Source organism: Thermobacillus composti KWC4, from assembly GCF_000227705.2.
GTDB classification, from domain to species: Bacteria; Bacillota; Bacilli; order Paenibacillales; family Paenibacillaceae; genus Thermobacillus; species Thermobacillus xylanilyticus.
Genome location: NC_019897.1, coordinates 1,433,505 through 1,448,334, shown reverse-complemented (window position 1 = coordinate 1,448,334; position 14,830 = coordinate 1,433,505). Strand labels below are relative to the sequence as shown.

At 57.9% G+C, this 14,830-nt stretch carries 12 protein-coding genes; 2 read left to right on the top strand and 10 right to left on the bottom strand.

Annotated elements, in window-relative coordinates; all coding sequences use genetic code 11:
- Positions 1–93: 93 nt before the first annotated feature.
- The 9 genes from ltrA to THECO_RS06655 form a co-directional block, all read right to left on the bottom strand.
- Positions 94–1,485 carry a group II intron reverse transcriptase/maturase gene (gene ltrA, locus THECO_RS06695; RefSeq protein WP_015254285.1) on the bottom strand — a complete coding sequence of 464 codons (1,392 nt, stop codon included), beginning with the start codon at positions 1,483–1,485 and terminating at the stop codon, positions 94–96.
- 480 nt (positions 1,486–1,965) lie between these two features.
- Positions 1,966–2,454, bottom strand: coding sequence for a cation:proton antiporter regulatory subunit (locus THECO_RS06690; protein ID WP_015254284.1), 489 nt, complete (start codon positions 2,452–2,454; stop codon positions 1,966–1,968).
- A gap of 24 nt (positions 2,455–2,478) precedes the next feature.
- Positions 2,479–3,702, bottom strand: coding sequence for a cation:proton antiporter (locus THECO_RS06685; RefSeq protein WP_015254283.1), 1,224 nt, complete (start codon positions 3,700–3,702; stop codon positions 2,479–2,481).
- A 181-nt stretch (positions 3,703–3,883) separates the two neighbouring features.
- Positions 3,884–4,786, bottom strand: a complete 903-nt coding sequence (locus THECO_RS06680) for a carbohydrate ABC transporter permease (protein ID WP_015254282.1) — start codon at positions 4,784–4,786, stop codon at positions 3,884–3,886.
- A 13-nt stretch (positions 4,787–4,799) separates the two neighbouring features.
- Positions 4,800–5,768: an ABC transporter permease gene (locus THECO_RS06675; RefSeq protein WP_015254281.1), complete on the bottom strand. Its 969-nt coding sequence runs from the start codon at positions 5,766–5,768 to the stop codon at positions 4,800–4,802.
- 102 nt (positions 5,769–5,870) lie between these two features.
- Complete coding sequence (locus tag THECO_RS06670) at positions 5,871–7,643, bottom strand: ABC transporter substrate-binding protein (RefSeq protein ID WP_052835850.1); 1,773 nt, start codon at positions 7,641–7,643, stop codon at positions 5,871–5,873.
- Between the two features lie 58 nt (positions 7,644–7,701).
- Positions 7,702–8,496, bottom strand: a complete 795-nt coding sequence (locus THECO_RS06665) for a response regulator transcription factor (protein ID WP_232427759.1) — start codon at positions 8,494–8,496, stop codon at positions 7,702–7,704.
- The gene (locus THECO_RS06660; RefSeq protein WP_015254278.1) at positions 8,493–10,292 is read right to left on the bottom strand and encodes a sensor histidine kinase; all 1,800 of its coding nucleotides are present in this window, start codon (positions 10,290–10,292) and stop codon (positions 8,493–8,495) included. The genes THECO_RS06665 and THECO_RS06660 overlap by 4 nt, the downstream gene beginning before the upstream one ends.
- A 36-nt stretch (positions 10,293–10,328) precedes the next feature.
- Positions 10,329–11,090: a response regulator transcription factor gene (locus THECO_RS06655; RefSeq protein WP_015254277.1), complete on the bottom strand. Its 762-nt coding sequence runs from the start codon at positions 11,088–11,090 to the stop codon at positions 10,329–10,331.
- Between the two features lie 250 nt (positions 11,091–11,340).
- Between THECO_RS06655 and THECO_RS06650 the strand changes: the two genes are divergently transcribed.
- Positions 11,341–12,768, top strand: coding sequence for a response regulator (locus THECO_RS06650; RefSeq protein WP_041853835.1), 1,428 nt, complete (start codon positions 11,341–11,343; stop codon positions 12,766–12,768).
- 157 nt (positions 12,769–12,925) lie between these two features.
- Here THECO_RS06650 and THECO_RS06645 read toward each other — a convergent pair whose 3' ends face one another.
- Positions 12,926–14,437: a hypothetical protein gene (locus THECO_RS06645; RefSeq protein ID WP_041853721.1), complete on the bottom strand. Its 1,512-nt coding sequence runs from the start codon at positions 14,435–14,437 to the stop codon at positions 12,926–12,928.
- Between the two features lie 38 nt (positions 14,438–14,475).
- On the opposite strand from THECO_RS06645, the gene THECO_RS22490 reads away from it, so the two are divergent.
- Entirely contained in the window at positions 14,476–14,823 is a 348-nt protein-coding gene (locus THECO_RS22490; RefSeq protein ID WP_083883126.1) for a helix-turn-helix transcriptional regulator, read from the top strand.
- Positions 14,824–14,830 lie beyond the last annotated feature (7 nt).

Sequence of the window (14,830 nt, the reverse complement as noted above, 5' to 3'; positions counted from 1 at the left end):
ATTGCGGCTCGGACAATCGAGTAGGAGGGGGCGGCAAGCCCCCGACCTCTCACACCACCGTACATGCGGGTCCGCATACGGCGGTTCCGAAGGTTAACAAAGCTCAAGGTAACGAGAAAGCAGACTTTTCAGCCCTTTCGCTTCCCAGTAGGAAGTCGGAAGGGCATTGTTTGTGTTACGGGACATTTCCCACGGACCACGGCGTGCGTTCGCCATCATTCGAGCCGCCCATTCGGGCACGCCGAGTGCACGGAGATTACGCAATCTGGTCTTGGGTCTCTTCCATTGTTTCCACAGACACATGCGTAGTCGCCTGCGCATCCATGCGTCGAGGTTACCACAGTGGTTCTTGGCGGCAGCCAGACGGAAATAACCGATCCATCCCATCATGAAGCGGTTCAGTCGGTTAATCCGTTCTTCCATCGTCAGCGGGCGCGTTCGGTCCGTTATCTCCCGGACTTTCTTCTTGAAACGCTGAATCGTCTTGGGTGCCAACCGGACCGTTGCCTGCTTGTTCGACAGGAAGCTGAAGCCGAGGAACTTTCGGTTCCACGGCCGGTCTACCGCGCTTTTGTCCCGATTCACTTTCAGTCTCAGCTTTCCTTCCACAAATCGGATGACCGATTCCATGACCCGTTCCCCGGCCCGCTTGCTGGCCACGAAAATGTTGCAATCGTCCGCATATCGGACGAAGTGCAGTCCTCGTCTGGTCAGTTCTTTGTCCAAATCGTCCAGCAGGATGTTGGCGAGCAACGGGCTGAGCGGGCCGCCTTGCGGCGTGCCTTCTTCCGTTCTCACGACCACACCCCCGGCCATCACCCCGGCGTTCAGGTAAGCGCGAATCAGCTTGAGCATGCGCTTGTCGTCTATCCTCCGCGCCACTCTTGCCATCAGGATGTCGTGGTTCACACGGTCGAAGAACTTCTCCAGATCCATGTCCACGACCCAGCGGAGGCCGCTTTGGATATACTGCTGCGCTTGCCTTACCGCATCGTGCGCTCGCTTGCCCGACCGGAAGCCGTAGCTGTGCCATGAGAAGTGCGGGTCGAAGATCGGCTCCATCACTTGCAGAAGCGCTTGCTGGAGAAGACGGTCCATCGCGGTCGGGATGCCGAGCAGCCGTACGCCGCCTCCGGGTTTGGGGATTTCCACCCGTCTGACGGGCAAGGGGCTGTACGTTCCCGCAAGGAGTGCGGCTTTCACCGCTTCCCAGTGTGTGTTCAGGTAAGCTTGTAACTCCGTTACCGTTACCCCGTCCACACCGGGGGCTCCTCCGTTCTGTACCACTTTCCTGTAGGCCTTCAAGAGGTTCTCCCTTTCCAGCATCTTCTCCAGCAAGTCGTCCTGTGCTTTGCGAGAGGAAGGGGCGATTTGTGCCGGCAACGGACTCGGCACTCCAACGGTCCCTTGCGGCTTCACCGCTACCTCCCGCTGGCAGCCCTCTTGCGAGGTATTCTGCTGTCTATGCCCGTCGCGCGAACGCATCGGTTTCCTCTCTCCTTTCGGTTTGGCCCTTCCGCTTTCCTTACGTCCCGTACTCGCGTACTATGGCCTCTGCTGACTCCTGCGGATTCAGCGCAGCCTCCCGGCTGCGGTTACGAAGTCACTTCGCGCATGAAGTCACTTCGCGTATTCCGCAGGCCTCCCCGGATAAGAGCGTCATCTTTCCGCCCGCGACCACTGGAGTTTACAGGATTAGTCCTTGGCGGCTTTGGATTTCGTTGTGTGCTGGCAACTCATCCGACTAACCCTGCCTCGAATCCAGTTCGTGTACCTTGGCCCGTGCGTTTGCCTTAGGCTTCCTTCAGATTCGGCCTCGCGACCGACACCCTTGCCCTCGGCTAACGGCAGGCGCTCGCCAGCCCCCATTCCGGACTTTCACCGTAGAGATGACGCCCATGCCGGGCGTACAGCATGAAGAAGGCTGACCCGCCGGACCAGCCTTCTTCACCCGCCGTTATGCGATTAGCCGTTCTGCAGCAGCTCCTTGAACTGCTTGATCTGCTGACGCTCGCCGGCCACGACGACCGTCATGTCGGCCGTGAGCCGATCTTCCGGACCGGGGTTGATCTTCTGTCTGCCCTTCTCCACGAAAGCCAGAATGGTCGCCCCGGTCCGCTGGCGGACCTGCAGCTCGGCGATCGACTTGCCGACGCTCTTGTAGTGGGGTTCGACCTTGGCCCATTCGATGACCAGCTCGTCAAGCGACACCTGTATCGACTCGAGCGCCTTCGGTTTGTATTGCATGCCCCCGATGATGGCAGCGACCTGTCTCGCTTCATCGTCTTCAAGCGTCACCTGCGAGATCGTCTCTTCCGGATCGTCATCCTCGAAATGGTACAGTTCCCTTCTGCCATCGTCGTGAATGACGATGACCAGTCTGTCTCCCGAATTGGCGTCCACCTGAAACTTTTTTCCAATACCGGGCAAGTCTGATTCACGAATGGTAGCCATTGCCTCAATACATCCTCCGTTCCATTAATCGGTACCCGTTTGCTTGACCGGCTCTTTCGCCTTGCTCCAGCCGAAGATGCGATTCAGAACGCCGTAGATCCGCTTGGATTCTTTCGCAAGCAGCGGACCGGCAATCGCCAGAATCAGAACATACATCGCGGAGAACGGCTGCAGCATGGGAGCCAGCGCAGCCGCCGCCCCCAGGTTGGCCACGATGATGGAAAATTCACCCCGCGCCACGACGGTAAGTCCGATATTCATCGACGCCTTGTGCGACAGACCGGCATTGCGGCCCGCCACCATGCCCGCGACGATGTTGGCAATCAGCGTGATCACGACCGCTCCGACGGCATACCAGGCTGCATCGCCAAGGGTGGTCGGGTCAATGCTGAGACCGAAACTGAAAAAGAAGATTGCACCGAAGAAATCGCGGAACGGCACGACCAGATGCTCGATGCGCTTGCTGTGTTCGGTCTCGGACAACGCGAGTCCGAGCAGCAGCGCGCCGATCGCTTCCGCCACATGCAGTTTCTCCGAGAATCCTGCGACGAAGAACAGGACAGCGAACACCACAATGATGAAGATTTCATTGGACGTGATATTGAGCAGCTTGTTCAGAATCGGATTGGCTTTCCTGCCGATGATGAAGAAAAGCAGCATGTAGCCGACCGAAATGCCGACCGACAGGAGCACGCCGCCGACCGATGTCGCGCCGCCCAGCAGCAGACCGGACATGATGGACAGGAAGACGGCCAGGAACAGGTCGTCGAACAGGACCATGCCCAGAATGAGTTCCGTTTCCGAGTTACCGGTCCGGCGCAAATCGACGAGCACTTTCGCGACGATCGCCGTCGACGATACGGACATCATCCCCGCAATGATCAACGCTTCATAGAGCGGGAATCCGGCAGCGAAGCCGAAACCGAGTCCGAGCACAAAATTCAGAATAACATAAACGGAGCCTCCGAACACGATTTTTCTGCCGGATCGAACCAGCTTCGATACGGAAAACTCCAGACCGACATAGAACAGCAGGAACAGCACGCCGACTCTGCCGAGAAACGAAATGACTTCCCGGCTCTCAACGAAGGTCAGATCGATGAGGCCGAGCTCCGGAGCATGCGGCCCGACCAGCATCCCGAGCACAATCAGGAAAGGGATGATCGACAACTTCAATTTTCCGGCTGCGAGTGAGAACAGGGCAATCAACAGTAGTGCGGTCCCGACTTCAAAGATCATGTGATCCATACAACGGTTATCTCCCCCCTCGGCCTTCGTGATGCTCGTGTCCATTATACCTGAATCGCGAAACGATATCCAATTCGTATGAACAATTTATCCTATATTAATATTATGAAATGAAAAAAGCCCGCCCAGACGGCGACTTCGCCGCCTGGACGGACCGCTGACCGTATGTTGCCGCATCGTCTCAATCCTTCATGCTGCCAAGCTGCAATCCATGCACGAAATATTTCTGCAGGAACGGATAGACGAGCAGAATCGGAACGGAAGCCACGATGGTGATCGCGGCCCGGATCGACACCGGCGTCACCTGAGTGAGTTTGGCGCTCGGGTCCGCTCCGTACATGGCGGCGGCGCTGGTGCTCTGGACCATGGTCGAGGACAAGAGCTTCATCAGTTCATATTGCAAGGTGCTGAGATGCTGCTTCGATGAAGCGAACAGGAACGTGTCAAACCACGAGTTCCATTGTCCGACCGCGATGAACAGCGCCACCGTCGCCAGAACCGGCTGGCAGAGCGGAAGGACAATATAGAGGAACGTACGGAAATCCCCCGCGCCGTCGATCTTCGCCGATTCGATGAGTCCGTCCGGCAGCTGCTGCATGTAGGTCCGGATGACGATCATGTTGAACGCGCTGATGAGCCCGGGAATGATGTATACCAGAAACTTGTTCAGCAGGTTCAGATCCTTGATCAGGAAGTAATACGGGATCAGTCCCGCGTTGAAATACATCGTGAGCACGACGATGATCGTGATCGGCTTGCGGAACACGTACTCCCTCCGGCTGACCGTATAGGCAAGCATCGAGGTGAGGAACAGGCTGATCACGGTGGCGATCACCGTGCGCGCGACGGATACCCAGAACGCGTCGTAGATCGTCCCGCTCACGAAGACGGCCTTGTAGTTCTGCAGCGACCATACACGCGGCCACAGGTAGATGCCGCCGCGGATCGTGTCGTTGCCGGCGTTGAACGATACGGCCAGCGTATTCAGAAACGGATACAGCGTGACGACGGCCAGCAGCAGCATGGCCAACGTATTCAACGTATGGAAGACAACCGGCTCCAGCTGCGGTGTGCTTCTTCTCATCGGTCCGCCCTCCTCATATCAGCCGCTCCTCTCCCAGCCGCTTCGCGATCGTGTTGGCCGCGAAGATCATCGTGATGCTGACGACCGTCTTGAAAATGCCGGCCGCCGTCGCCAGCGAATAGTTGCCGATCTGCAGCCCGTACTTGAGCACGAAAATGTCGATCGTCTGCGACCAGTCGACGACGACGCCGTTGCCGAGCAAATATTGCACCTCGAATCCCGCTTCCAGAATCCAGCCGAGATTCATGATGAGCAGGATGACGATGATCGGCTTGATGCCGGGAAGCGTGATGTGCAGCATCTTCTGGTACCGGTTCGCACCGTCCATCTCCGCGGCCTCGTACAGCGCCGGATCGATCGAAGCCATGGCGGCCAGATAGATGATGGCGTTCCAGCCGACTTCCTTCCATACATGCGCGGCGCCGACGATGCCCCAGAAATAATGCGGCTCATTCAGCCACATGATCGGCTCGCGGATGATGCCGAGTTTCATCAGCACGACGTTGACGATGCCGCCTTCCACCGACAGCGCGTTCGCCACGATGCCCGTTACGATGATCCACGACAGAAAGTGCGGCAGATAGGAGATCGTCTGGATCGTCCGCTTGAAGAAACGCTGCCGGACTTCATTGAGCAGAATGGCGAACGAGATCGCGGTCACGAAACCGAGCACCATGTTGATGAGGCTCATTGCGACTGTATTGCGCAGCACGTTCAGGAATGCCGCATCGCCGAACAAAAACTTGAAATGTTTGAACCCGACCCATTCCTGTTCCCAGAACGAAAAGCCGGGCCGGAACTGCTGGAATGCCATCGTCCAGCCCCAGATCGGATAGTAGGAGAACAGGATCACATAAGCCACGATGGGCACCGACATCAGGATGAGCTGCGTCTGCCCCTTCATCCGGCGCAAGAAGGACGTTCTCCGGCCGGCCGGAGACGCGCCGTCCTCCCGCGCCGGCAGTTCCGTAACAACCGCCATCAACACACCTCCCGCATAATCCGTCCCCGACTCGGCAGGCACAAGAATTCGGAAAGCACGAGGCGCTTCAAGCCCGTGCTTTCCGAACTTCTGCCCGAACGATTATTCGGTGGACCAGTTCTCGATCCGCCATTGCAGTTGTTCGTTGACGCGGTCCAGATACGCCTGGACGTTGATCTTCTCGAACGCTTTGACGTAATCGTCCCATACCGCGTCGAATTGCCCCGGCTTCGCCATGATGGCCTGCGGCAGATATTTGAGCGACGTGTCGGTCATTTGCTGACCCGCGATCGCCGCTTCCGAACCGTCAATCAGGTCAATCTGCCATGCCGGATAATACACCGGGTTTTCCAGCGGCGGCGAGAAGAAGTCGGTCCAAGTCTTGTGCCCGTACGCCTCAAGCAGTTCCCTGTCTTCCGGTTTCAGCGATTCGAAATATTCCTCCGGCTGGTTGCCCGGAGACGTCGCGTTGCCGTCGCTGAACGTGCCTTCGATTTTCGGGATGTAGCCGAACAGCGCATCCGCCCTGTTCGCCAGTTTCCAGGTCGGGTCTTCCTGCTGCGCCCGCTGCTCCGGCGTCCGGTAGAAGCGGCCGTTCTCGTCGACGTGATAGTCGATGCCTTCTTCGCCCCAGGAGAGGATTTTCTGCCACTCTTCGGTGATCAGCGCATCCAGGAACTTGATGATGCGCACCGGGTCCTTGGCGTCCTTGCTGATGCCGAAACCGTTGTTCAGGTTCGGCACGGGCCGGTCGAGATACCAGTCGCGGATGCTCGTGTCATAGACGAGCGGGAAGCCGACATAGGTGTCCAGAATCCGGCCTTCCGCGATCAGGTTGTCTTCCGCCGGCTGGAAGTTCCAGTGCTGGTCGAACATCGCGACGACGCGGCCGGAAGAGAGTTTCGCGAGATACTGGTCGTAGTTCTGGACGAACGCTTCCTTGTCGAACAGTCCTTCGTTGTAGAGGTTGTTCAGCTCCTGATAATAACGCTTCGCATAATCCTTGACGGCGAACACTTCCGCCACACCGTCCCGCACGACGACGCCGCCGTCGTTCGGATGGCCGATCAGATGCTCCGGCGGGTTGAGCAGCGGGAACGTCCGCCAGTCGGAAGCGAGCGCCGTGTAGCCGATCGTCGGCTGGCCGTCTTCCGTCGTCGGATGCTTCGCCACATAATCGCGGACGAGTTGCATGAATTCGTCCAGCGTCTTCGGTTTCGGATAGCCGAACTCTTTCAGCACCTTCTTCTGGATCCAGAACGCGGGCCCGGAATACCAGGTGGGTTTGAACTCGCCGTGGATGATGCCGTAGTTCGGCAGCCAGTAAATGTGGCCGTCGCTCGAGTCCTTCATCCTGTTCCATGCTTTCGCGAAGTGCTTCCTCAGATTGGGCGCATGCTCTTCAATCAGATCTTCGAGCGGGATGACCGCTTTGGCCGCGACCAGTTTCGTATCGGCCGTGATCAAGTCGGGATATTCCCCGCCGGCAATCATGACACCCAGCTTCTGCTGCAGGTCGCCGACCAGAAACTCCATTTCGAGCTTGACGCCGAGTTCTTCCTCGATCTTCTTGTAGATCCGGTTGTCCGGCGTCGGCGTCTGCTGCGGCGCGCCGATGAAGGCCGTGATCGTGATCGGCTCGAGTTCGCTGCCCGATCCTTCTCCGCCGCCGTTGCCGTTGCTGCCGGTTCCGCTGCCCGTCTCCTGTCCGGACGTGCCGCTCCCGCCGCCGTCACCCGACTTGCCGGTGCATGCGGCAAGCACCAACATCAGCGCCAGCGCAATGGACAAAAAGCGCCAAAATCTTCTTTTCTTCTCCCCCGTCAAAACCAACAGCCCCTCCTCAGCGTTGAAATGAAAATCTTCAACCCTCATTATGAGGAGGTGTAAACGGTTGCAAAATAACCAGATTCAAGCACCTTCCCCCTGAAATTCAAGATGTTGAATCCGTTTTCTTTTTGCCGGAGGCCCGCAAGCGGTATGCCGCCGGCTTCATGCCCGTTCTTCGCTCGAACTGCTTCAAGAAATACTGATACGCATTGTATCCCACCGATTCGGCGATTGCGCCGAGCGTCATGTCCGTGCTCTCCAGCAGCCGCTTGGCTTCCTCGATCCGCAGCTCATGCACGTAGTCCAGAATCCCGATGCCGTATTTGCGCGCAAACGATTGGCCCAGATAAACGGGATGCACATAGAATCGTTCGGCGATCTCCCGTATGGTCAGGGAACGTCTGTAGTGGGCGCGCAAATACTCGGCCACCTCGGCCTGGATGCCGCCCGTCTCCGGCGCGTGCGAGGCTTCCGGCGGCTCTATGTCGTCCGATGCCAGGTCCGCACGCTCCCGTTCGCGCAATTCAGCAGCCAATCGGCCCAGCATCTCCTCGGCCTCGGACGGAATGACCGGCTTGGTCAGGTAATGGGACACGCCGAGGCGGACGGCGCGGGCCGCGTATTCGAAGTCGTGGTAGCCGCTCGCGATCACGAACAGCAAGTCCCGATGCCCCGCGCGCTGCGCTTCTTCGATCAAGGCGAGCCCGTCCATGACCGGCATGCGGATGTCGGTCACGACCAGATCCGGCGGATCGATCCGAATCCGCAGCATCGCCTCTTCTCCGTCCCGGCAGGTGCCGGCCACCCGAAAGCCGAAACGTTCCCAGTCCACCATCAGCTGCAGACCTTCGAGCGCATGCGGCTCGTCGTCCACAAGCAAAACGCTGTACGCCATCATCGCCCCTCCTTGCTTTCTTCTTCGATCAGCAGCCTGATCGGGATGCGGAACCCGACGGTTGTGCCCTCGCCCGGCCTGCTATCGATCCGGAATGCCGCCATGCCGCGGTAATACAGTTCCAACCGCTTGCAAACATTGCGGATGCCGACATGCTCATGTCCGCCGCCGTCGGACCTGGCCATGTCCATCACTTGCCGGAGCTTCTCCTCCTCCATGCCGATTCCGTTGTCGGCCACCGTTACGGCAAGCGCCTGATCTTCCAGCTTCGCCGTGACGGCGACTCTCCGATTGTCCCTCCTCGCCTGCAAGCCGTGCTTGCACGCATTCTCGACAAGCAGCTGGACGCTCATCCGGGGAATCCGCATTTCGTTTGCGTCCGGATCGACTTCGAAAGCGTATTCAAACAAATCGCCGAACCGGAACTTCTCGATTTGCAGATACATCGCCGTGAAGTGCAGCTCTTCGCGAAGCGGAATCAGATCATCTCCGCGGCTCAGCATCTGGCGCATGAGCAGCGACAGGTCGCGGATGACGGAAGCGACATCGCGGTAGCCGTTCTTGACGCAGACGACATAAAGCGCGTTCAGCGTGTTGAACAGAAAATGAGGATTCACCTGGCTGTGCAGCGCCGAAAGCTCGGCGCGCAGATGCTCCAGTTCCAGATTCTTCTGGCGGATCTCCAGCTTGTAAACTTCATGGATCAGCGAATGGATCTTGACCGCCATGGCGTTGAACGAACGGATCAGCGCGCCGATCTCATCCCTGCCCTCCGCGATGGCGATCGGTTCGAATCGTTCGTCGCGGATGCGGGCCATATGCCGGGCGAGCTTGTTCACCCGTAAATGGTAGGAGCGGAACAGCACATTGATGAGAATCGTCGGAATGATCGCGCTGACGGCCGCGAGCCACAGGATGGACCGGCGGGCGGCGTCATGCAGCATTTCGATACGTCTTGTATCCGCGATGCCGATAAGCTTCCATCCCTTGATGTAACCGGCTTGTCCGAGCGTATGCTCAATGACGTAGCCGGAACCCCGTTCCGGCGGCACCGGGATGACCGAAGAAGCAACGCCGGTCCGGAAGGATATGCTCGCGCTGTCGAGAACGACGCGGTCCCGGTCGTCGATGAGCAGCAGCCGCAGCCACCCGTCTTCCCGTTTCATGATGCTGTAGATTTTCTCGGGATTCAGGTCGACGCGCAAATATTTCTTGTACCTCGAATTCGCGGCGTACAGGTTCATCTTGCTCAGCACGCTGATGCGCTGGCCGGAATTGAGCACATCTCGTTCTTCGTAAGCGGCCAGGCGCACGTCGCCGTCCCGGCCGGCGAACTGATCCAGCCAGGGCAGAGCGCCGCTCAGGCTGCCGATGACGTAGTAGTTCGAGCCCGACTGGATGGAGTCGTTGTCCGTGTAAATCCGGATGTCCGATATGTTCGGATAGGTGGACGTATAGCGGGTCAGATTGTTCCGGAGAAAATCATGGTATGCGACGAAATATTCAACGGGATCGGCATATGTCCGGTCCAACACCTCGTTGATCGCGGCGTCGCTTGCAATGGACCGGCTCAGCGCGACGGATTCTTCAATCAAGCCGAGCAGTTCGCCGGATGCGCGTTCGATCGATTTCTGCAGATTGTCCATCTCGCGCAGCTTGATGTCCGCCGAATTCCGCTGGTAGAAGAATACGTTGATGACGATGATGGGCAACAGCACGCACAGAAAGTAGATGAGCAGAAATTTGTATTTCAGCGGAATGTCATTAATGCGTTGAAGGAAAGCGGCCGGTCGGAACATCCCGCATCCCCTCCTTCCGGGGCATGTGGCAAGGCTTCAGTCTTGCCGGACGCCGGACCGGTATTCGGAAGGCGTTACGCCGACCATCGCCTTGAATTTCCCGGTAAACGCATCCGGATCGTGATAGCCGAGCTGCTGCGCGATGTACGCGATCTTGTGGTTCGTCCGGCGCAGAAGCTTCCGGGCTTCCGCGATGCGCAGCCGGTGCACATATTCCGGGATCGAATACCCGGTCTTCTGTTTGAACAGTTGGCCGAGATAAACGGGATGATGCCCGACAAGCCGGGCAAGCCGGGAGATGCGGATCGTCTCGCGGTAATGCTCCTTCACATATTCGATCACCCGGCCGACGGCTCCGCCCGGCGGTTCCGCCGTCCCGCCCGCATCCGCGGCGGCGTCCGCGCCCGGCGCCTCCCGGCTTGCGGCCAGTTCCGAGAGCAGACCGTGGATCTCCTCGGGGATCAGCGGTTTGAGCATATAGCGCTCAATCTTGTAAGGCATCGCCCGTCTGACATAGTCGAATACCGGATAGCCGCTCATGATGACGATTTTCGGCCCGCCCCCGGAACCCGGATGCCGCTTCTCCCTCAGCTTGCGGATCAGATCGATGCCGTCGATTCCGGGCATCCGGATGTCGGTGAAGACGAGATCGGGCTGGGTTGCGTCGGCGAGCTTCAGCGCTTCTTCCCCGTCGGATGCGGCCGCGCACAGCTCGAAACCGTAGGCATTCCAGTCGATCATCGTCTTCCAGCCTTCCAGCATGTAAGGTTCGTCGTCGACGACCAGTACCTTGCGCATCTGTCCATCGCCTCCCCGAAGCGAGAATTCCGGTTTACCATTTCTGTAGGAACATGGTAGTATCGATATATCCAGGGATGGCTTGTCATGATGACAAAACCGTTGCTTGTTGCTAAAACGAAATTACAACAATCAAAACCAATCTGTCCATGTCAAATCAACGATACAAAAAGTAAAATCAGTGATTTACTTCCTGTCACGCGGTTTTCATGATGATGTAGAAGCCGGAATAACGAATGGGGGCTCCGCCATGTACGATCTGCTGATAGTGGACGACGAACCCATCGCCGTCCGCGCCATCGAACGCGGCATCGATTGGTCGGACCTGGACATCCGACGCATCCATACGGCCGGCGATTATGAAGATGCCGTCGAGATTCTGGACAACCATCCGGTCCGGATCCTGATCACCGACATCGAGATGCCGGGGACGAACGGCATTCGTCTGCTCGAATATGTGAACCGCTGCTATCCGCGAGTTCGAGCCATCGTCACGACCGGACACAGCCAGTTCGAATACATCCAGAAGGCGCTGCAATACCGGACCCTCGACTACCTGCTCAAGCCGCTGGATTTCAAGCAATTGAAATCGATCGTTGAGCGGGCCATCCGGGAATTGGACCACGAGCGGGACATGGAATCGCTTCATCGCAGTTACGAGGAATCGCAGCTGCAATGGCAGCGAAACCTGCCGATCCTCGAAGACCGCTTCTGGCAGGATGTGCTGAACCACCGGATTCGACTGACGCCGGACAATATCCGGTCGACCATCGAATCCTACCGGATCAGACTGCGTCCCGACCTTACGATTCTGCCGGTGCTCATCAGCATCGAGCTGTGGCACGGCTCGTTCAGCGCGTCCGAAGAGGAAGCGCTGGAATACGCGCTGCGCAAAGCAGCGGAAGAACTGATCCTCCGGGATGATCTGGAGGGAAGGTCCGTGCACGACCGCAACGGCGTGAACGTGCTCTTGATCTATCTGGCGGAAGGGGCCGAGCCGATTCCGCAGCAGCAGCTGACGGAACGATGCCGGAACTTCGTCGAGACCTGCGGGGAAATGTTTTATTGCTCGGTCTCCTGCTACATCGGAGACCCGTGTCCGATCGAGCAGGTGCCGTACAGCTTCCGGCAGCTGCTGCGCGCCGAGCGGGACAACGTGACGGAGATGCGGACGGTCTGCTGCGCCGCATCCGCCCGGAATCGCGACATCCAAGTCGATATCCGGCTCCCCGCTTTCGAGGAATGGCAGACGATGCTGGAGACCGGCCGCAAGACCGAATTCCTGCATGCGCACGACGAGTGGTTCCACTCGCTGGCCGATTCCGGTTCCGCCACGCCCGAGACGCTGCGGGCGTTCTGCATCGGTTTCATGAACATGATCTTCCAGGTGTCGAGCGTGCACGGCATTCCGCTCTCCGAGCTGCCGATCTTCGGCGATGACAACGATCTGTATGCCCACTGCCGGTCGATCCAGACGCTCAGCCTGTGGTCTGCCCGGCTGACGGAGGAACTGTTCGCGCGCTGCCGGAAGCTCGGCCGTCCTTCGCTGCGCTCGCCGGCCATCGAGACGACCCTCGCCCATATCAACGAAAATCTCGATGAAGATCTGTCGCTGGAATCGATCGCCCGGCTCGTCCATCTCAATCCGGCCTACCTGTCGAGACTGTTCAAGAAATAGGAGCTCGGAATTAAGCAGTCGTTCTGAGTCCGAATGAGGGGTGAATGAGGCAGAAATGTCGATGAAGCGGCGCCTATGAAAGCTGTTTTCAAGAATGTGCATGCCAAAGAACCCTCAAAAGGGCATTTTTTAAAAAATGCTATGAAGTCCTTTGGCGTTAAGCTGCCGCCAAGCCTTCCAGCCATTGCTCGACAGAGACGAGCTGCTTCTGCTTCTTCGCTTCTTCCAGCCACGCGTCGGCATGCTGGCACATGGCGATCAAGTACACGCGAATGTTCCAGTGGCGGGAACTGCGCCCGCGCGAAGCTTCCAGGTTGTAATCGACTTTCTGGCGCTTGATGCAACGCTCCACTCCGGTTCGCAGCGCGTAACGCTTTCTCCATTCCTTGCTGTCACGGCGGATGCGCGGGAACAGGCGCGGGTTATCCGCGGTGGATGTGTAGAACGTTCTTCCATAATCGGAAGGCGAGCAGGGAGTCGGGCATTCCCATTTGCCGACTTTGGCGGGACAGCGCCATTTGATGCGCTGTCGCCCGGAACACTTGCCCCAGCAGACCATCTTGCGTCCAATGGGGCAGACAGGAACGCCATCGGAGCCAATTTTCATTTCATTGTATACCGTATGCCCGGAACGCCTGAGATTCAGGTCGATGATGGCGGAAACATCATCGTGTTCCAGCATGGTATAGATCGGGAGGGCGTCGTGGGCCGAATCCAGGAGCGCCTCTCCCACCTTCCAGTCCGAGTACCAGTGACGCAGCTCGCGGTAGCCGCAGATCCATGACACCGAGTCATGTTGGCTGGCGCGAAACAATCGCGGGTACACGGGCAAATTGTAAGGACTGTCGGCTGCGGTGAACATGTAGAGCGTACGCCCGTAGTAATATTTCTCGCGATAGCTGTCCCAGCCCCAATCGGCATCCGGATCGGAAAATTGCCGTTTGCAGGAGCATTTCCAGTTGCCCGACTTGCGGCAATCGCAAAGGAACTTGCCGTACGAACGCGCGCCGGTTTCAACCGGAGATCCGTCGCCGATGACGCGGAAAGCGCTCGTATCGCCAAGCAATCCTTTTGCCGCAGAAGGCAGGACAAACAGGGATTGGAACAACTGTTGCAGCAGGTCGTGCTCCTTGGGGGCGTAGTGGATCTTGCCCTCGCGCAGGATGCGGGAGACGAGTTTCTCCGTAATCTTGGGGTTTTTGGGCTCTTGCTTTTCGTTCTTTTTGCCCTTCTTCCGCGGCTTCTTCAAGCGGCGTTTGACGCGCCCGGTCTTATGCGGAGTGGATGCCCGCCAAAGCCGGGGGAAAAAGTCGTAGAACGTTCCGACACCCGGCGTCTCACCGGGTTTAAAGCCGCAGACAATGGCATAGACCGGCGTCGTTCGCAGCGCGACGACTCCGTCATCGACACTGAGCCCGAGCTTGGTGAAGAGCAACATGCAGCGGAGCATGTCGGCGGGATCGTGGGGCTTGCGGCCTCTGGGATTGGAGGAGTAAGCCGAACGCATCAAGGAAGCGGTGGCGGACAGATCGATCGGCGTGATCCAGAAGATCAAGTCGCGATAGAAGTGTTGCAAGAACAACATGGCTTCCGGGGTGTCGAACTCCTTGCGCAGTTGATCGCTTACGAAGGTCAAGTAGTCCTGGTGAGAACGAGAAACGATTTTCACACAATCACCCAATTTTCTAGAGATAGGCAGTAAAAAAAATGCCTTCTCGGCGATTGTTGGGGAGTTTCGAAAATGTCAAGAGGAAAGTTTGTTCGCATCCCTATTTTGGGGGTGAAACAATAAAGGACCCTGGCCAGAAAGCTAGAGTCCACAACGGAAATGAATTTCCGAGAAGCTTAAAGAAAGAAGTGGGGGTGTCGATGAGCGAATATATCATACAAGCCCGCATCACGCGAGCCAAGGACATGCTCCGGTCGCCGGACGTCAAGATCAGTTCGATCGCCGCTTCCGTCGGCTATACGCACTTCTCCCACTTCGCCAAAATGTTCAGGCGGATCGTCGGCATGTCCCCGCATGAATATCGCAATCATTTCCTGCAGCGCTGATCCTTCG